Origin of the sequence: Vibrio cholerae (assembly GCF_008369605.1) — a bacterium.
GTDB classification, from domain to species: domain Bacteria; phylum Pseudomonadota; class Gammaproteobacteria; order Enterobacterales; family Vibrionaceae; genus Vibrio; species Vibrio cholerae.
Genome location: NZ_CP043554.1, coordinates 222,490 through 241,996, shown reverse-complemented (window position 1 = coordinate 241,996; position 19,507 = coordinate 222,490). Strand labels below are relative to the sequence as shown.

General features: G+C 48.4%; 18 protein-coding genes. 4 read left to right on the top strand and 14 right to left on the bottom strand.

Annotated features, from left to right (window positions below):
- Positions 1-77: 77 nt before the first annotated feature.
- The 12 genes from trpS to pilM all read right to left on the bottom strand — a co-directional run bounded on the left by trpS (position 78) and on the right by pilM (position 11,402).
- Positions 78-1,094, bottom strand: coding sequence for a tryptophan--tRNA ligase (trpS, locus tag F0316_RS01180; protein WP_000042615.1), 1,017 nt, complete (start codon positions 1,092-1,094; stop codon positions 78-80).
- A gap of 127 nt (positions 1,095-1,221) precedes the next feature.
- On the bottom strand, positions 1,222-1,902 hold the full coding sequence (locus F0316_RS01175) for a phosphoglycolate phosphatase (protein WP_000835873.1): 681 nt from the start codon (positions 1,900-1,902) through the stop codon (positions 1,222-1,224).
- 19 nt (positions 1,903-1,921) lie between these two features.
- Positions 1,922-2,596, bottom strand: coding sequence for a ribulose-phosphate 3-epimerase (rpe, locus tag F0316_RS01170; protein WP_000651337.1), 675 nt, complete (start codon positions 2,594-2,596; stop codon positions 1,922-1,924).
- Between the two features lie 126 nt (positions 2,597-2,722).
- Positions 2,723-3,556 carry a Dam family site-specific DNA-(adenine-N6)-methyltransferase gene (locus tag F0316_RS01165; protein ID WP_000744680.1) on the bottom strand — a complete coding sequence of 278 codons (834 nt, stop codon included), beginning with the start codon at positions 3,554-3,556 and terminating at the stop codon, positions 2,723-2,725.
- A 69-nt stretch (positions 3,557-3,625) separates the two neighbouring features.
- Complete coding sequence (locus F0316_RS01160; protein WP_000050190.1) at positions 3,626-5,101, bottom strand: AAA family ATPase; 1,476 nt, start codon at positions 5,099-5,101, stop codon at positions 3,626-3,628.
- Positions 5,102-5,155: 54 nt separating this feature from the next.
- Positions 5,156-6,241 (bottom strand): 3-dehydroquinate synthase, encoded by a 1,086-nt coding sequence (gene aroB, locus F0316_RS01155; protein ID WP_053055863.1) that lies wholly within the window; start codon positions 6,239-6,241, stop codon positions 5,156-5,158.
- Between the two features lie 27 nt (positions 6,242-6,268).
- Positions 6,269-6,793 carry a shikimate kinase AroK gene (gene aroK / locus F0316_RS01150; RefSeq protein WP_000818616.1) on the bottom strand — a complete coding sequence of 175 codons (525 nt, stop codon included), beginning with the start codon at positions 6,791-6,793 and terminating at the stop codon, positions 6,269-6,271.
- Positions 6,794-6,979: 186 nt separating this feature from the next.
- Entirely contained in the window at positions 6,980-8,695 is a 1,716-nt protein-coding gene (locus F0316_RS01145) for a type IV pilus secretin PilQ (RefSeq protein WP_000788423.1), read from the bottom strand.
- Positions 8,696-8,720: 25 nt separating this feature from the next.
- Positions 8,721-9,239 (bottom strand): pilus assembly protein PilP, encoded by a 519-nt coding sequence (locus F0316_RS01140; protein WP_000792032.1) that lies wholly within the window; start codon positions 9,237-9,239, stop codon positions 8,721-8,723.
- Entirely contained in the window at positions 9,229-9,819 is a 591-nt protein-coding gene (locus F0316_RS01135; protein ID WP_000157690.1) for a type IV pilus inner membrane component PilO, read from the bottom strand. Before F0316_RS01135 ends, F0316_RS01140 begins: the two co-directional genes overlap by 11 nt.
- The gene (locus F0316_RS01130; protein WP_000902746.1) at positions 9,812-10,396 is read right to left on the bottom strand and encodes a PilN domain-containing protein; all 585 of its coding nucleotides are present in this window, start codon (positions 10,394-10,396) and stop codon (positions 9,812-9,814) included. The genes F0316_RS01135 and F0316_RS01130 overlap by 8 nt, the downstream gene beginning before the upstream one ends.
- On the bottom strand, positions 10,386-11,402 hold the full coding sequence (gene pilM / locus F0316_RS01125) for a type IV pilus assembly protein PilM (RefSeq protein ID WP_000520443.1): 1,017 nt from the start codon (positions 11,400-11,402) through the stop codon (positions 10,386-10,388). Before pilM ends, F0316_RS01130 begins: the two co-directional genes overlap by 11 nt.
- Before the next feature lie 142 nt (positions 11,403-11,544).
- Between pilM and F0316_RS01120 the strand changes: the two genes are divergently transcribed.
- Positions 11,545-14,022, top strand: a complete 2,478-nt coding sequence (locus tag F0316_RS01120) for a penicillin-binding protein 1A (RefSeq protein ID WP_162808121.1) — start codon at positions 11,545-11,547, stop codon at positions 14,020-14,022.
- A 74-nt stretch (positions 14,023-14,096) separates the two neighbouring features.
- On the opposite strand, the gene oxyR is transcribed toward F0316_RS01120, so the two are convergent.
- Positions 14,097-14,990, bottom strand: a complete 894-nt coding sequence (oxyR, locus tag F0316_RS01115; RefSeq protein WP_149560152.1) for a DNA-binding transcriptional regulator OxyR — start codon at positions 14,988-14,990, stop codon at positions 14,097-14,099.
- Positions 14,991-15,129: 139 nt separating this feature from the next.
- On the opposite strand from oxyR, the gene F0316_RS01110 reads away from it, so the two are divergent.
- The 3 genes from F0316_RS01110 (at position 15,130) to F0316_RS01100 (ending at position 17,873) form a co-directional block, all read left to right on the top strand.
- On the top strand, positions 15,130-15,861 hold the full coding sequence (locus F0316_RS01110; RefSeq protein WP_000495223.1) for a glutathione peroxidase: 732 nt from the start codon (positions 15,130-15,132) through the stop codon (positions 15,859-15,861).
- A 71-nt stretch (positions 15,862-15,932) separates the two neighbouring features.
- Positions 15,933-17,387, top strand: a complete 1,455-nt coding sequence (locus tag F0316_RS01105) for a dihydrolipoyl dehydrogenase (RefSeq protein WP_149560151.1) — start codon at positions 15,933-15,935, stop codon at positions 17,385-17,387.
- 231 nt (positions 17,388-17,618) lie between these two features.
- Positions 17,619-17,873 (top strand): DUF3624 domain-containing protein, encoded by a 255-nt coding sequence (locus tag F0316_RS01100; RefSeq protein WP_000742075.1) that lies wholly within the window; start codon positions 17,619-17,621, stop codon positions 17,871-17,873.
- 250 nt (positions 17,874-18,123) lie between these two features.
- On the opposite strand, the gene argH is transcribed toward F0316_RS01100, so the two are convergent.
- The gene (gene argH / locus F0316_RS01095) at positions 18,124-19,500 is read right to left on the bottom strand and encodes an argininosuccinate lyase (RefSeq protein ID WP_149560150.1); all 1,377 of its coding nucleotides are present in this window, start codon (positions 19,498-19,500) and stop codon (positions 18,124-18,126) included.
- Positions 19,501-19,507: the final 7 nt, after the last annotated feature.

Genomic DNA, 19,507 nt, shown 5'->3' with positions numbered 1-19,507 from the left:
AACCTATCTCGCGTGCAAAAAATAAAGCTAGGAACCCCTAGCTTTATTCACTGTGACTTGATTGTGCTCGCTTTGGCTTAAGGACGCGCCACAAAACCAACCGCCGCATAGACTTTTTTCAGCGTTTGCAGCGCTTTTGCCGAGGCTTTTTCTGCGCCATCACGCATTACACTGTTCAGGTATTCGCGATCGTTACGGATGCGTTGGTATTCTGCTTGCACGGGTTCAAGCATGGCCACCACAGCCTCACCCACATCTTTCTTAAATGGGCCGTACATTTCAACGCCTGCGTACTGAGCTTCGATTTCAGCGAAGGTTTTACCTGTCGCGGCAGAATAGAGTCCCATCAGGTTCGCGATGCCTGCTTTGTTTTCAACATCGTAAGCGATACGCGGTGGGGTTTCCGCATCGGTCTGCGCCTTATTGATCTTCTTGATGATCGATTTCGGATCTTCCAACAAGGTGATCACGTTTTTGCGGTTATCGTCTGATTTGGACATTTTCTTAGTCGCATCTTGCAGACTCATTACCCGCGCATTCACGGTTGGGATGTAAGGCTCAGGAATGGTAAAAATCGGCTGTTCTGGGCTGTAGATATTGTTGAAACGGGTCGCGATATCGCGTGCCAATTCCAGATGTTGTTTCTGATCGCTGCCCACTGGCACTTGGTGCGCGCCATACAGCAGAATATCTGCCGCCATCAGTACCGGATAACCAAACAGACCAGCATTCACATCGTTGGCGTAACGTGCTGATTTGTCTTTGAATTGAGTCATGCGGCTCAGCTCACCCATCTGGGTGTAGCAGTTCAAAACCCAACCGAGTTGAGCATGCTCAGGTACGTGTGACTGAACAAATAGCGTGCTCTTTTTCGGATCAACGCCAACGGCGAGACAAATAGCCAAAGCATCTAATGTCGCTTCATGCAGTGCTTGCGGATCTTGGCGAACCGTAATTGCATGCAAATCCACAACACAGTACTGGCAGTCATAATCATCTTGCATCTGTTGCCATTGACGTAGAGCACCCAAGTAGTTACCGATACTTAGTTCACCTGACGGTTGAACACCACTCAATACAATGGGTTTGCTCATGGGTTTGATTTCCTTGTGACTGAAATTGAAATTACACAAAACAAAGGGACAAAAACCGCGCACGGAATCGGCGCGGTTCAAGCAGTGTACTCATTAACGAGTATTTTACTAGTGCGAACGGCAACTTTTACGCCGAAACGAGCACCACTTCAAGCAGCGTGCCAATGTCATCGGAGACGAAGTCTGGCTCCGCATTGGCAATCGGTTCGCCATGGTTATAACCGTAGGTTAAACCGAAGGAATAACACCCAGCATTTTTTGCCGCCAGAATGTCGTTTTTCGAATCCCCGACCATCAACATTTGCTCAGCACTTAACTGATGCTTCTCTAATAACCAATTCAGCGCCATCGGATCCGGCTTTTTATTCGGGAAGGTATCGCCGCCAATCACATCACTAAAAAAGTGCGCGATGCCGTGTTGCTCTAGAACATCTGGCACAAATTTAGAAGGCTTATTGGTCACGAGCGCCAGAATAAAGCCCGCTTGGTGCAGCTCTAAAAGCGTGGTTTTAACATTAGGGTACAGGTGGCTCAGCTTGTGCCCCGTTTGTTCATAAAACTCATCAAACAGGTGACGCGCTTGAGCACGTAGCTCTGGGCTTAATTCAGGATTGATCGTTAAGCTCTGGCTGAGTGCGCGCGCAATCAACACATCCGCACCATTACCGACATAATCACGCACCTGCGCTTCGCTCACCGCCGGATAGCCGACCGCACGCGCCGCTTGATCCGCCGCTACCGCTAAATCCGGCACGCTGTCGAGCAGCGTACCATCCAAATCAAAAGCAATTAATTTTATGGATTTCAAAACACGATCCTAAATCAGATTAAATTTTGGCTTTCGCCAGTTCAGCACGCATCTGCTCAATCACCGCTTGGTAATCAGGCTGACCAAAAATCGCCGAGCCTGCCACAAACATATCGGCACCCGCTTCCGCGATTTCTCGGATATTCTCCACTTTCACGCCACCATCAATTTCCAAACGAATTGGACGCCCACTTTGCTTGATACGTTCACGCACCGCGCGCAGTTTATCTAAAGTATGTGGAATGAAAGATTGTCCGCCAAAGCCTGGGTTCACCGACATCAGCAAAATCAAATCGACTTTATCCATGATGTAATCGAGATGGTGCAGAGGTGTCGCAGGGTTCAGTACCACGCCCGCCTGACAGCCGCACTCTTTGATGAGCTGTAAAGTACGGTCAACGTGCTCTGAGGCTTCAACGTGGAAAGTGATCATGGAGGCGCCAGCTTTGGCAAAGTCCGGAATGATGCGATCCACCGGTTTCACCATCAAATGCACATCAATCGGTGCCGTAATGCCGTAATCGCGCAGGGCTTTACAAATCGGTGCGCCAAACGTCAGGTTCGGTACGTAGTGATTGTCCATCACATCGAAATGCACCACATCCGCTCCTGCGGCGAGCACTTTGGCAACATCTTCGCCCAGACGGGCAAAATCAGCGGAGAGAATGGATGGTGCAATGAGAAAATCTTTCATACCGACCTCGTTAGGAATTGAATGCAAGCTGAACACAATGTGGCCGCCATTCTACCTAAGCTGGTGACGAGATCCTAGCGCGTGGCTTGAGGCAGGGAGAGGAAATCCACCATTCAGCCCACAAGATCACGCTTGCGATGAAAGATGAGGCGTGAAGAGTGCTAAAAGCTCATCCACTTTATTGCGTCCGGCACCATTACGACTGATGGTACGGTTAGCTTTGACCACATTGAGCTGCGCCCCGCGATACAAACGGCGAGTATGGGTGGTATCGTGATTGGAAATCAGCACCGAAATTCCACGCTCTTTGGCGGTTTTCTCGGCGATATCGGCTAACGCCGCTTGATCGTCTAAGGTAAAACCATTGCCCGCATAAGAGGTAAAATTGGCCGTAGTCGACAGCGGTGCGTAAGGCGGATCGCAATAAATCACGCTATCGCTTTGCGCGCGAGCGAAGGTTTCGCCATACGACGCGCAAATAAAGGTGGCACGCTGCGCTTTTTCAGCAAAAAACTCTAACTCTTGCTCAGGGAAATAAGGCTTTTTATACGAGCCAAACGGCACATTAAAGCCCCCTTTTTTGTTATAGCGACATAGGCCGTTAAACCCAAAGCGGTTCATATACAAAAACGCCAACGAGCGAAACATCGCATCGTCACTCTGGTTAAACTGCTTACGAATATCGAGGTAGACTTCTTTGCGGTTATTTTCGGGCACAAACCAACGCTTAGCTTCGTGAATGTATGCTTGAGGTTCGGTTTTGAGCAGATTGTAGAAATTGATCAGATCCGGATTGATGTCCGCCAGCAGATAGCGTTCAAAATCCGTATTCAGGAAGACCGAGCCTGCGCCAACGAAAGGCTCAACCAGCTCACGAGCTTCTGGTAGATGGCGTTGAATATCCTCGACTAGGCTATATTTACCCCCAGCCCATTTCAGAAAGGCGCGCTGCTTTTTCATCTACTGCTCTAATCGTTGGCCACAAAATAAGGCTGCGGAATGTAACATATTTTTCAGCGAAGCTCAGGTTTATTTCTTACGCTCGATTTCTCGCTGAACTTGGCTAAGTGATTTAGCCCAAGGACCTAACGCCTGTAGCGAAGCAGAGAGTTTTTCTGAGGCATCACGCGCCATTTGGATGGTGGGATAGTTGCCCATAGTGACAATAAACCACTCGACATCGTTACGCAGTGTTGGGTAAACGTAGACTTTCCCTTGTAGCTTGTGCTCATCAATAAAGCCTTGCACATCTTGCAGAGAATTCATCGCCGCCAACTGCAATGTGTAGCTGCGTGGTGACATGGCTTTCAGCTCATCACGCGCAAAAGAGAAACTCACCGATTTAGGCTGAGCATTCTGCACTTGTGTTTGCTCTAACGTTTGCGTTTTCAGCTCAGTCGCCGCTTGAGTTGACTCTACTAAGTTGTTGATCGCCGAAGTATCAGCGGTGTCTGCTTTGCCTTGCAGCAGGGCATCCACCACATCAGAGTTAATCACGACGCGCTTACCGTCATCGGCAATGCCGACACTGGCTGTGGTATCCACCACATCCGGTGGCAGAGCAGAGGTATCATCGTCGGCACCAAAGTCATCGCCTTCAGCATCAGACATGCCATCGCCATTTGCGCTTGAGGTACCGTCTTGAGCTAGAGGGTTTGCTTCGGAGTTGAGGGTTGGAATCGCGGTTTGTTCAGCGATCTCGCCTTCAAGCAGGCTACTCTCTTGTGGAACAGGCTTAGACAGCAGCCACCAATAACCTCCGCCCAGCAACAACAAGAGAAGTAATACGACCAAGGCAATATTAAACGGAGAGCCAACAATCGAGCGGATCACCACCCGTTTTTCATTTTTCGTTTCCGCCAACGCCATAATTTCCCCCGGTAACGGATTGATCTTCTTATAAGCATTACGCACTTTACGCTCAACTTGTGGATCAACATAGCGCATGACGCGATTTTCGAATAAACGATCTGCTTCATCTTCGGAGAGCATCTCAATTTCTAAATCGACAGGCTTATGTTCTTGCCCATAACTTAAACGCGTTAATAACGCATCCAGACCATTGTCTTGAGCAAACAGCACCACATTGACGTTCCAGCGTGGATTGGTTTGTGCTTCGAGTACCAACATCCACAATTCGGAAACCAAAGACTCAGAGAGTAAGTGGGCATCATCGACCACAATCACGATATCGCAATTTTGATCTTCAAATAGACGCGCGAAGCTTTCTGCTAAGGCGTCTTTGGGATTGTAAAGTGGCTCAGAAAACAGCTGTGACAACATCGTCACGCGACGCTGCTCGTCACTTTGGTTAGGGTGGCACATGAGCAAAGATTGGTTTTTATCTTGCGCCCAACTGTCTAAAAATCGTTGCGCGAGCCACGATTTCCCCGCCCCTTGGCGACCACAAACATTCACCAAGTTAGAACCAAAACGGGTCAGCAGTTGCAGCCGTTCCAGTAACTCAGTTTGCGATTCTAAATCCAGTTCATGTGCCAAGCTCATTGGGCCATCCTAATGACAATTGTCTGATATCAAAATGTTCTGCAAGTCTCTCGATTACACCGTGCGACAATACTCTATCGCTTGTGCTATCACGGCTTCAGGTACCCCTTTTACGACCGCTGACGTGCCGATACTGGTCGGTAACACCAAACGCAGTTCCCCTGCCAACACTTTTTTATCGCGCATCATGTGCTGCATGAAATCGGCAAAGGTCATGTTCTCTGGGGTTCGCACAGGCAAGTGCGCTTTTTTCAGTATAGCTAGGATACGTTCAAATTGAGATGCATCGATAAGGCCTTGTAATTGAGCCGTTTTCGCCGCCATTACTGTACCCGCAGATACGGCTTCACCGTGCAGCCAATTCCCATAGCCCATCTGTGCTTCAATTGCATGGCCGAAGGTGTGACCAAGATTGAGTAACGCACGAATGCCCGACTCTTTCTCATCTTGCGCGACTACCTCGGCTTTGATTTGGCAGCAGCGCGCAATTGCGTAAGTGAGCGCTTGTTCGTCCAATGCGTACAAAGCCTCCATCTGTGCTTCTAGCCAGTCGAAGAAGGCTGAGTCATAAATGATGCCATACTTGATGACTTCCGCCATACCAGCGGCAAATTCACGTGCGGGCAGCGTGGTCAAACAGTCCGTATCAATCACTACCGCTTTGGGCTGATAAAAAGCACCAATCATGTTTTTACCGAGCGGATGATTGACCGCGGTTTTCCCACCGACCGAAGAATCCACCTGCGACAGCAGTGTGGTCGGTATTTGAATGAAATCAACGCCACGCTGATAACAAGCCGCCGCGAAACCGACCAGATCACCAATCACTCCCCCACCTAAAGCAATGACAACCACATCACGGCTGTAGTTATGCTCAAGCAAAAAGCTCATCACAGTGTTGAAGGTTTCGAGAGTTTTGTACTGTTCGCCATCGGGCAGTTCCAGCAAAGCATGCTGGCAACCGATGTGATCAAGTAATGAAATGATCGCAGGCGCATACAACGGAGCGACAGTGTGGTTGGTGACAATCACCACTTTCTGCTTAGCAGAGAGGGAAAGAAGAGCCGGATTGGCAAACAATCCGGCACCGATTGAGATTGGGTAGCTACGTTCACCTAAGTTGACCGTAATCCGCTCCATGGTTTTGCACTCCACTTCGAAGAAACATTACATTATGTGTTCTTCTAGCATTTTTACGATCTGATTGGCTACCACTTTTGCACTTTGATCGTCAGTGCGTACCGTGATGTCCGCAATCTCTTCGTACAGAGGATTACGATCTTCAGCCAATTGCTCTAGCACTTCACGCGGGCAATCCGTTTGCAGCAGTGGGCGCTTTTTATCGCGATTGGTACGTGCTAATTGTTTTTCGATAGTAGTTTCGAGGTATACAACGATACCGCGAGCAGACAGTCGGTTGCGGTTCTCTTTACTAATTACTGAGCCACCACCCGTCGCCAGTACGATACCCTGTTGCTCGGTTAGATCATTAATAACGGCTTCTTCGCGCTTGCGGAAGCCTTCTTCACCTTCAACATCAAACACCCATGCGATATCCGCTCCGGTACGTTCTTCGATAACCGTATCAGAGTCGATAAACTCCATGTGCAGTTGTTGAGCTAGGTGTCTACCAATTGTGCTTTTGCCAGCGCCCATAGGGCCAACAAGGAAAATATTGCGTTTCTCAGCCATGTTCAGCAGTAATTTACAACGTTAATTCAATGACATCGCCACAAGAGTTGCTGGACATACGCCAACCATAGGAATGCTTGTGGCACCTATTCCTCACCGATATTTCGTGATAAGACCCGAAATTATCTAGATATGGTGCCACTATTGCAACTTTAATTTTTGTTCGCTTGTTACGCACACGCTAAGTTATTGAATGACCACTTTCGGCGTGACAAAAATCAGCAGTTCACTTTTGCCCATTTGCTCATAGGTTCGTCTGAATAACGCGCCCAAAACAGGCAAATCCCCCAGCAGTGGCACCTTATCTACCGAATTATTGATGCTGTGTTGGAAAATGCCACCCAACACCACAGTTTCTCCGTTATTCACCAACACTTGAGTGCCAATGCGCTGAGTATCAATAGAAACCGCTTCGCCAGTGCCGGTTTTCACCGTTTCACCGCGTCGGTCTTGGGTCACGCTCAAGTCCAGCACCAAGCGGTTATCTGGGGTGATTTGTGGTGTCACCTTCAAGCTCAATACCGCTTTTTTAAACGCGACCGTAGAGGCACCACTGGAAGACGATTCCAGATAAGGGATCTCAGTACCTTGCTCAATATAGGCAGGCTGTTTATTGGTGGTAATCAAGCGAGGGCTAGAGATGATTTCGGCCTTCGATTCATTTTGTAATGCTGAAAGCTCCAAATCCAACAACGTACCCGAGCCCAATTTAGCGACTTGGAAAGCAATCGAAGACGCATTGGCAGAGGTGGAAGCCAAATTCACATTTAAGAATTCATCCACCGGAAATTCATCATCCGCCAATAACCCTTTTTGCCATAAGTTACTCTCTATGCTTCCTCCGACCGAGTGGCTACCATTGGTCGACATTACGCCCCAGCGTACCCCCAGCTCCTCCAAGTTACCTTCTTTGACGGTGACAATCCGCGCTTCGATTTGAACTTGTTTGACCGGAATATCCAGCGATTCAATGATCTCGCGGATCACGGCAATGTTATCGGGCAGCTCTCGGATCAATAGCGAGTTAGTTCGTTCGTCGATGCTGATCGAACCTCGTTCAGACAACATGTTGACGTTGCCTTCACCGCCGATCATCGCCGCAATGTCAGACGCTTTGGCAAAGTTAATCTTGATGATTTCTGATTTTAAATCGCCCAACTCTTCTGCTAAACGGGCTTTTTCGAGCGCTTGTTTCTCGCGCAAGTCGAGTTCCTCTTTCGGCGCAATCAAAATCACATTGCCATCGACCCGCTTATCGAGCCCTTTGACTTGCAGAATAATGTCCAACACTTGCTGCCAAGGCACGCCATCCAAGCGTAAAGTCAGGTTACCCACCACCGAATCGGAAACCACTAAGTTGAAACCGTTATAATCGGCAATCAGCTGCAGTACGTTACGCACCGGAATATCTTGGAAGTTAATTGAAATCAGCTTGCCTTCTTTTTCCAAGACACTCTTGGGCTTAGGCTTTTCATCAGCTTTGAGTTTACTGATCACGACCTCAAGGTATTTTCCTTTCAAGGTATAATCATGCTGAAACTCCCCATCGACAGTCACAACCAGTTGTGTGCTTGGCTCTTTACGGAATACTTCCACGCTCTCAACAGGGGTCGAAAAATCTTTCACATCAAGCAGATACAGCTTGTCATCCGCCACATCGGTTTTCAGGAGTTCAATGCTCAACCCTTCTTGGACTTTTTGCACATCCACGACAGCCGATGGCGAAGCCAATTCGACAATTAAGACCGCCGCCTTCTCTTTGTTGACCCGAAAGTCGATGTTTTCCAACTGGTTGGCGGTAGCGGATTCAGCACTAAACACCATGGAAGAAGCACAAAGTGCAAAACCAACCCACAAGGTCAGCCAAGTCTGTGCGACATAAGTTTTCAATCCATTTTTCATCGTTATATCTCTATACTTCAACCGATTATTTTAAAGCCAGCTTGACGTTACGCTGATTCCAACACCCTAAGCCATCAGGCAAAGTTTCATTAATTAACAAATAGTTGTCGTCGACTCGGGTGACTTTGCCATTATTGATTCCGACATATTGACCTGCCTTAACCTTGACCACACTCCCTGCCGGCGTTTGCACTAAGGCAGAGATACTGCCCCCGCTGCTCATCACCCCTTTTAAGCGCAATTGGTGCAATGGATAACGCTCCAACGGCCCATTTTTCGCACGTGGCACGGGTTGCCAACAGTCGGCTTTGGCCAGCGGTTGGTTTTGCACTAACGCTTCTTTCGGTAAGACAAACGGCTCACGCCCCTTGTGCTGCTGATAGGGCGTGGCTTCAAACTCTAAAATGGGTTTGAGCTTAGTCACTTCTTTGCGCGCTTCACGCTCAACTTGCGCGACGTATGAGGTCAAATCATCTTGGTTCGCCTTACACCCGACCAACACCAGCAAACTCATCAGCCATAATCCAAGTGGCTTATTTTTCATCATCCACCTCCTGCTTAAATTGGTAGGTGTAGGCTCTGACTCGAAAGTGCAGCGTGCTACTCTCTTGGCTGACCCGCTGCCAGTCCACATCGTCGAAGTTGATGATGCGCGGTAACTTGGCAATCGCTTGCGAAAAATCGCCAATATCGTGATAGCTCCCCGTCAGTTCGATATTGAGCGGTAAGCGGTAAAGAAACTCTTGGCTTTCACGCTCCCCCCAATCAATCCGCGTAAAGGTAAGCGAACTATCGAGCCCAAGCTGGTTGACTGACGCCAGCATGCTGGCTAACTCTTTTTGCACCGGTAGCTGGCGCAGTAAAAAATCGTAACGCTCTTTGAGCTCATCCAACTGAGCTTGAATCTGCGGCAATACCGCCACTTTATTGGCTTTGATGCGCAGTGTGGCCTTGACGGTTTCCTCTTCCTGCTTTAACAGCGCAATCTCATCTTGTTTAGGCATGAGATAGAACCAATAACCAGCACCTTGGATCAGTAGCATGATAAGCAGAATCACCACCAACTGAGGCAGCAGCGGCCATTCACTAATTTCATCCAGTTCTAGCTCTTGCAAACTAGCCATTGTGTGCACCTCCCTCTTGCGGGTTAGAGGCTGGGGTTAAAATTTGGAAGGAGACTTTAAAGCTCTGAAATTGCTTACCAAATCGCTTATTCCCTGAAACGATTTCATGCATTTCAACATCGGTTAATTTGTCCGACTTCTCCAAGTTATCGAGCATGGTTGCCAAGCGAGCGGTGGAATCGCTAATCCCGGTTATTTCTATCTGATGGCCATTCATCTTGATCTTGTCGACATAGACGCCTTCAGGGATCAGGTTGGGCATTTGGTTCATAAACTCAGTCGTTTTATTGCGCTTTTGCTGTAGTTGCTCCACCACAGTCAAACGAGTCAATAACGCCTTATGTTCTTCTTCAGCGATCTTCAACTTAGCGATCTGCTGATCCAGCGAGAAGATATGTTGTTGCAAATAACCAATCCGCTCTTGCTGCAAAGCCATTTGTCCGCCCAAGTATTCACCGGCGGCAAATTGCATCAACACCGCCAGCAAAACACCGAGTGTCACTAACCCCAAAAAGCGCCGCTTATGTGCTTCACGCCGTGCATCACGCCACGGCAGTAAGTTGACCTTATGCAACATGCTCACTCTCCAACCAAGCTAAGCCTCGCAATGCAAGACCGGCGGCGGTACTAAAACGCTGGCCATCAACCAGTGGGTGTTTGCGTTTTGCCACATTGTTTTTGAACAGTGAAAACGGATTGAGCACTTCGCAAGGCAGTGACAAGCGTTGATAAAGCGCGTCCTCTAAACCAGAAAGCGTGGCACCGCCACCCGATAGCCATAAACCGCCAAGACTTTGAGTCCCGTGCACTGAAGTAAAAAGCTGGATTTGCCGCGCAATTTTGTCGACCAATTCTTGAATAAACCGCTGTGTGGGATCGTGTAACAGTGGATGATTCAATGAGTTCACAGCACTGGGTTCTGATTCCAATTGACGAGTTCCTAATGGCACGTCTTTGTAAAAGGGCATTTTTTCCGGAAAATCGAGGCACAATGAACTTTGGGTGTAGCCAATATCCACCAACATCCAGTCTGGACGTCGATACGCACGGCTAGCGAGTTGCCATAAATGCAACAAACTATGTACTTGCACATCCATCAACACAGGTTCAAAACCCGCTTTTTTAACGGCATGCAAACGACTGTCGACCACGTCTTTTTTGGTGGCATACACTTGGAAGGTCGTCGTGCTGCTGCGGGCGAGGCTTTTTTCCGTCACTTTGACGAAATCGAGGCTCAGCTCTTCAACGGGGAATGGAGATTGATGCGAGAAGGCTTGATAGACAGCAAATTCCAGCTCGCGCTGCTCAAGATCGCTATCTATTTGTAATACTTTGCTAATCACGGCGCTATCCGGGATTGCTATCGCGACTTTATGACTAAATAGAGGCAAACCCTTTTTTAGTTCTTTTAGTTTCTTTACAATTTTCTGATAATCGAGCGTGTGATTATCGGTGAAAATATCAGCGGTAACGAGCAACTCCTCATACCCCACAAGCGCATAAGTGTCGCCCATAGGTTTGAGCACCGCAGCTTTAATGCTGTGGTGGCCGATATCAATACCCGTAACTAATGATTTACCCATGAGGCTAAGCTCCAGTAAAGAGGTTCAGCTCGATAGACCTATTTTCTCAATAAATAGGCAGATGATATTTTGCGAGCTAAGGTTTTAGCCTAGAGTACAAGGGTTTGCATTAGTGCAGCCTCAACTAAACAGGGATTCTCCGGTGAAGTTCATAAAGCGTTTATTAGTATTTTCATTGATTTGCATTATTCTTGGAGTCACTACAATCTTTGGTTTCTATTTCTATGTGAAATCAGATCTGCCAGATGTAGCCACTCTACGTGATGTCCAATTACAAACTCCGATGCAAGTCTTCAGTCAAGACGGCAAACTGATCGCCCAATTTGGTGAAAAACGCCGCATCCCGCTCAAGCTGGAAGAGATGCCTAAAGAGTTGATCGAAGCGGTGATTGCGACCGAAGACTCTCGCTACTACGAGCACTACGGTTTTGACCCGATTGGTATCACGCGTGCCGCCTTTGCTGTACTCGCCTCGGGCAGTGCTTCGCAAGGTGCCAGTACCATTACTCAGCAACTTGCGCGTAACTTTTTCCTCTCTAATGAGAAGAAGGTGATGCGTAAAGTCAAAGAGATCTTCATTGCGATCCATATTGAGCAACTGTTAAGCAAGCAAGAGATCTTAGAGCTGTATCTCAACAAAATTTACCTCGGCTACCGTTCTTATGGCGTCGGCGCGGCTGCGCAAGCGTATTTCGGTAAAGAGGTGAAAGATCTAACCTTAGGTGAAATTGCGCTGATTGCAGGCCTGCCAAAAGCTCCTTCAACCATGAACCCTATCTATTCCGTCGAGCGTGCGACCAACCGTCGTAATGTGGTGCTGCAGCGTATGCTGGATGAAAAATACATCACTAAAGCGGAATACGATGCTGCGCGTGCCGAACCTGTGCTGTCCAAATTCCATGGTGCAGAGATTGAGTTAAACGCACCGTATGTGGCTGAAATTGCTCGCGCATGGATGGTTGAACGCTACGGTGAAGAAGCCGCTTACACGTCAGGCATGAATGTCTACACAACGGTCGACTCTAAGTTGCAAAGAGCCGCTAACCAAGCCGCGATCAATAACCTGTTGGCTTACGATGAGCGTCACGGTTATCGCGGTGCAGAAAAAGAGTTATGGCAAGCCAATCAACCGGCTTGGAGCAGCACTCAGCTGTCTGAATACCTGAGCAATGAGCCCACTTATGGCGATATGTTCCCTGCCGCGGTTCTCAGCGTTGAAGAAAAATCGGCTCAAGTATGGGTAAAAAGCTATGGTGTGCAAACCATCGCTTGGGAAGACATGAATTGGGCGCGCCGTTTTATCAACGACGATCGCCAAGGCCCACTTCCGAAAAGTGCCAATGAATTTTTAGCCGCAGGACAGCAAATTTGGGTTCGTCCACGCACCCAAGATGGCGCGATTACCGCTTGGAAGCTAACTCAAGTTCCGAATGCCAACACCGCATTTGTCGCGATGAATCCAGAAAACGGCGCGGTCACTGCGTTGGTTGGTGGTTTTAACTTTGTGCACAACAAATTTAACCGAGCTACCCAGTCAGTACGTCAAGTAGGTTCAAGTATCAAACCATTTATCTACTCTGCAGCGCTGAATAAAGGGCTCACTTTAGCCACACTGATTAATGATGCGCCGATTAACCAATGGGATGAGAGTCAAGGCACGGCATGGCGTCCGAAGAACTCACCACCAACCTACACTGGCCCAACACGACTAAGAATTGGTTTAGCCCAATCGAAAAACGTTATGGCCGTGCGCGTTTTGCGTGAAGTGGGTTTGGATGAAACACGCGAATACCTGACTCGCTTTGGTTTCAAATTAGATCAGTTACCGCGTTCTGAGACGATTGCGCTCGGTGCAGGCAGCTTGACTCCTGTACAAATGGCACAAGGCTTCTCGGTTTTTGCTAACAATGGTTACTTCGTTGAACCTTTCTACATCAGCCGCGTCGAAAATCCATTTGGCAACATTGAGTTTAGCGCAGAGCCGAAAGTCGTCTGCCACCGTGAATGCTCATCGGAGCTTGATGAGTTTGCCGAACAAGACGCAGCAAGCCCTTATGCCCCAAAAGTGATTTCCGAGCAAAACGCTTTCTTAACGCGTGAAATGCTGTACAGCAATATTTGGGGTGGCGGTGAGTGGAGCTCAGATACCGGTTGGAACGGTACCGGTTGGCGTGCACAGGCACTGAAACGCCGCGACATCGGCGGTAAAACCGGTACCACCAACGACTCAAAAGATGCATGGTACAACGGTTATGCCCCAGGCATCGTTGGTGTGGCTTGGGTGGGCTTTGATGATCATAGCCGTAACCTAGGGAGAACAGCGCCGAATCGAAACATTGAAGATGATGTTTCCGGTGCCGAATCGGGTGGTAAAACCGCCTTGCCGGCTTGGGTTGAGTTTATGTCTCTCGCGCTACAAGATGTGCCCGTTCAACAGAAAGTGGTACCGAACAATATCGTTCGTGTCCGCATTGACCGCGATACGGGGTTACTGACCAATAAGTTAGATTCGAGCTCGATGTTTGAGTATTTCGAAGCCGGCACTGAGCCGACGGAATACGTCAGCGAACATGTCAATGAGTCCATCTATTCGACCAGCTCTGGCGAAGAGCTGTTCTAATAACCTCTGGCACAGAAAACCCAATAAAAAAGAGGCTGAATCATCAGCCTCTTTTTTGTATTGGATTCGCCGTCTTACTCGCTTTGCTGTAAGCGATGTTTAATCACTTCTGCCAACTGCTCAAACCGCTGGCGTAAAGGCGAGCCTGGGCGATAAGCCAAGACGAGTCGACGCGATGGAATCGGGTTAACCGCCCGCAGGTAACAAACCCCATCTTTGGTTTTATCTTCAGGTAAGGCTAACTCAGGCAATAAGGTGATCCCTGCGCCTGCAGCCACCATATTGCGCAACGTTTCTAAACTGGTGGCTTTAAAGCGTTCATCATCTTTCGCGCCCGCAGCAAAGCAAAAACCTAACGCTTGATCGCGCAGGCAATGCCCATCTCCTAAAGCCAATACGGTCTTACCTTTCAGCTCCAGCATGTCCACTTCGTCACGCGCCGCCCAAGCATGATCGCAAGGCACTGCAATGCTCAACACTTCGTTATACAGCTCAATTTCTTTAAAAGGTGCCGTCTCTTCCACCGAAGCGAGCACCAAGCAATCCAGTTTGCCATCTTCGAGCTGACGCACTAACTGGTTAGTCTGCGCTTCATGCAGATACAGCTCCAATTCAGGGAAACGTTCTTTCAAAGTAGGAATGATCTTCGGCAGTAAATACGGCCCTAAGGTCGGAATAAAGCCAATGTGCAACGGCCCAGTCATGGCTCCGGTTTGCTGGTTAGCCATATCTTTAAACGTTTTCACTTCCGAAAGGATTTTCTTTGCCTGATCAACCAGTTGTAGCCCCGCTTCGGTAAACAGAACTCGACGACTGCTGCGCTCAAGCAAAGTCGTTCCAATTTCATCTTCCAACTTACGGATCTGGCCACTCAAGGTGGGTTGGCTGACAAAGCACGCTTCTGCCGCTTTACGGAAATGCTTGTGGTCAGCTAATGCGACCAAGTATTCAAAATCACGAATGTTCATAGCTTCCCCAGATAGAATGCATCTATTAAAACCATAGCATTAAACGATTAGAGCTATCAAAGCTTTTCTTTAACAATAGCCATCAACAACGAAACACATCCTATTGATTTAAAATTAAATTTCACAAATGAGGAACACAATGTTTACATCTAAAGAAGGTCAAACCATTCCACAGGTTACTTTTCCTACTCGCCAAGGTGACGCTTGGGTCAATGTGACTAGCGATGAACTGTTCAAAGGCAAAACCGTTATCGTGTTTAGCTTGCCGGGTGCCTTTACTCCAACCTGTTCATCCACTCACCTACCGCGCTACAACGAGCTGTTCCCTGTCTTTAAAGAGCATGGTGTCGACAGCATTCTGTGCGTATCGGTCAACGATACTTTCGTGATGAATGCTTGGAAAGATGACCAAAATGCCGACAACATCACCTTCATTCCTGATGGTAATGGTGAATTTACCGATGGTATGGGCATGTTGGTGGATAAAAATGACCTTGGCTTTGGTAAACGCTCATGGCGCTACAGCATGCTGGTTAAAGATGGTGTGGTAGAAAAAATGTTTATCGAACCGAATGAGCCGGGCGACCCGTTCAAAGTATCGGACGCCGATACCATGCTCAAATACATTGCCCCTCAATACAAGGTGCAAGAATCAGTGACTATTTTCACTAAGCCTGGATGTCCTTATTGCGCCAAGGCGAAACAAGCGCTGATTGATGCCGGTCTACAGTATGAAGAGCTGATTTTAGGTAAAGACGCCACCACAGTGAGCCTGCGCGCTGTTTCTGGCCGTACCACGGTGCCGCAAGTGTTTATCGGTGGTAAACACATTGGTGGCAGCGACGACTTAGAAGTCTACCTAAATCAATAAGTTTCTAGGCTCCCATCCGGGAGCCTAAAACTGCCCTTTCAGACTGAGAACAAACCGATTGAGGATCCATAATGAAACAGATTCACGTTGATGTCGCCGTGATCGGCGGTGGTACTGCTGGCCTTGGCGCTTATCGTGCAGCGAAAGCTTACACTCAGAATGTGGTGATGATTGAAGGCGGCCCTTACGGCACCACCTGTGCGCGAGTGGGTTGTATGCCCTCCAAACTGCTGATCGCCGCGGCAGAAAGTGTACACCAGATTGAAAAAGCGCCCGGCTTTGGGGTTTACCCGCAAGGTGAAATTGTGATTAATGGACGTGAAGTGATGGATCGCGTCAAACGCGAACGAGATCGCTTTGTCGGTTTTGTGCTGGAAGGGGTGGATTCCATTCCTGAACAAGACAAGATTGCAGGCTACGCCAAGTTTATTGATAACCATACGCTGCAAGTGAATGATCACACGCGTATTCATGCCAAACGTATCGTGATTGCGACGGGTTCTCGCCCTGCTTATCCAGCAGTATGGAATGAGCTCGGCGATCGCCTTGTGGTCAACGATGACGTCTTTGAGTGGGATGACCTACCACAAGCCGTCGCTGTGTTTGGTCCGGGTGTGATCGGTTTAGAGCTTGGCCAATCCCTGCATCGTTTAGGGGTGAAAGTGAAAGTGTTTGGCTTAGGCGGTCAAGTAGGACCACTAACTGATCCTGACGTCATGGCTTACGCGAATCGTGCTTTCCAACAAGAGTTTTATCTTGATGCAGACGTCAAAGTCGAAAGCATGAAACGTATTGCTGGCGATAAAGTGGAAATCCAATTTATCAACCAACAAGGTGAGCTAGAAACCTTCATCGTGGATTATGTGCTTGCCGCAACAGGTCGTCGTCCCAACGTTGATAAGCTCGCACTGGACAATACCGATGTGGCGCTGGATGAGCGTGGTGTACCCAAAGCAGATCACTACACGTTGCAAACCTCGGTACCTTCGATCTTTATTGCAGGCGATGCCAGCAACCAGATCCCGCTGCTGCATGAAGCTGCAGATCAAGGACGCATTGCCGGCGATAACGCAGGCCGCTTCCCTGAAATTCGCGCGGGTTTACGCCGCTCGCCAATTTCTGCGGTGTTTTCTGACCCACAAATTGCCATGGTTGGAGAAACCTATAAGCAATTGACTCAGCGTTTGGGTAACTGTGGCTGCTTTGCCGTGGGTGAAGTGTCGTTTGAAAACCAAGGCCGCTCACGAGTGATGCTGCGCAACAAAGGCTTGCTGCATGTGTATGGCGAGCAAGGCACTGGCCGTTTCCTTGGTGCGGAGATGATGGGACCGAATGCTGAGCATTTAGCACACTTGCTAGCTTGGGCGCATCAAAACCAGATGACCATTTCGCAGATGCTCGATATGCCTTTCTACCATCCGGTGATTGAGGAAGGGGTACGCACTGCTCTGCGTGATTTAAACGCGAAGCTGCACTTAGGCCCTGAGATGATCAAACACTGTTTAGATTGTGGTCCGGGCTGTTAATTTCCCGCGCACTCAGAACCGATTCTTTCTGTAAAAATGCCAAAGCCTGAGATCAACCTCAGGCTTTTTGGATTAGATTGTATTTGCTTTAGCTCATTCACTTCTCACTACCCTTAACTCTGCACTCAGGCTTCGGCATCATACTTGCGCTGAGTTATACTCCTTGATGTTTTAGCAACTCGGTGTTGTTCACCGACTGACAATCACATCTTTTGGCTTAAGGTGAAGCGTATGGCTTGTGGAGAGTGCAGCGAACATTGGTTTTGGAAAAAAATTGGTCGCTGTCAACGCTGTATGGATCAACTCACGGTGTTGTCCGTTGTCGTGTGGATCATTTGGTTTTGGGGCTTTAAAGAGGATCCCGCTAGCATCGAGTCGATCAGCTTGATCCTTGCGGGGTTTGCCTTTAACGGCTTACTGTTTCTGCATTTATGGATGAAGTACGTGATCTTGCCTTGGCGTAAACGACAAGGAAAAGAGGATTAGAACCTGTATTAAACTTTCTGCTACGCAGAAAAGAAAAAAGCCCTAAACCTAGTACAGATTTAGGGCCTTCTTAGAGTCTTCTAAGAAAAAGCAGTGGTACAGTAATAGACAGAGCTCTAAGCAAAAGGTTCATAAAAAAATGATCTTTTTTACGATCTTTTTTCTCCGAGATGATTCCTCTTATTACTCAAACAGTTGCACCACTGTTTTTTTCCATTTATCTCATAGGATCGACAAGCTCGCTGAAATGTTAAGACTTCACGCGCGCTTGAGCTTGCTGAAGAGCATGCGCCACTTGTTTGGGTGATACGCCACCCAGTGCGCAGCGTTTCTCTAAACAAGACTGAATAGTCAGGATCGGATAGACATCCTGCTCAATCAAAGGCGAAAACTGTTGCAGTTCGGCCAAAGAAAGCTCTTCCAACGCTACACCCTTGCCAATAGCTGCGACTACCGCTACCCCGACAATATGGTGCGCCTCGCGAAATGGAATGCCTTTCGCAACCAGATAATCCGCCAATTCAGTCGCGTTCGAGTAGCCTTGCTTGGCCGCTTCTAACGTACGCGCCGCATTGACTTTAATGCCATCAAAGCAAAGTCCCGCCATTTGCAAACAATCAAACCAAGTGTCGAGCGCATCAAACAGCCCTTCTTTATCTTCTTGCATGTCTTTGTTGTACGCGAGAGGCAGAGCTTTGACTGTCATCATCATCCCCGCCAATGCACCATAGACGCGTCCGGTTTTGCCGCGGATCAACTCAAGTGCATCGGGGTTTTTCTTTTGTGGCATCAGTGAAGAGCCAGAAGTCACCGTATCAGCCAATTCAATAAAGCCCGCTTCACCTGTGGTGTAGAAGATCATATCTTCCGCCAAACGCGACAAATGCAGCATAGAGATCGATGCGACTGACATCAGCTCCATCACGTGATCGCGATCGGAGACCGCATCCAGCGAGTTACGTGTCGCGCGAGTAAAACCAAGATCTGCCGCTAACACCTCACGATCAATCGTGTAAGCGGTTCCCGCTAATGCACCTGAACCCAGTGGTGAGGTGTTTAAACGCGCTAGAGCATCAGTCAAACGGGACTCATCACGCTCAAACATCTCCAAATAAGCCAAACACCAATGGGCAAACGTCACCGGTTGCGCACGTTGCAAATGAGTGTAGCCCGGCAAAACTGTCGCTTGATGTTCAGCCGCCACTGCCACCAACTGTTGTTGTAGCGTTTTCAGAGCAAGGAGCAGATGAACGCCCTGATCGCGACACCAGAGCTTAAGATCGGTTGCGACCTGATCATTACGTGAACGCCCTGTGTGCAGTTTTTTACCGAGATCACCGACTTGCTCAATCAGCTTCTGCTCGACCCAAGAGTGAATATCTTCTGCATCAGAGGCTAAGATTTGCTCCGGATCTTGCTGAACCGATTGCAATAGGTGATTTAACGCCTGCTCTAACTGTTGTTGCTCCTGCACGCTCAAGACATTGACGGAGACCAAGGCTTTTGACCAAGCGATTGATCCAACAATATCTTGCTCAGCCAATCGATAATCAAAACGTAAGGAATCGTTGAATGATTTGAACCGACTGTCTGCCGCTTGGGTAAATCTTCCGCCCCATAATGCCATGCTTAAT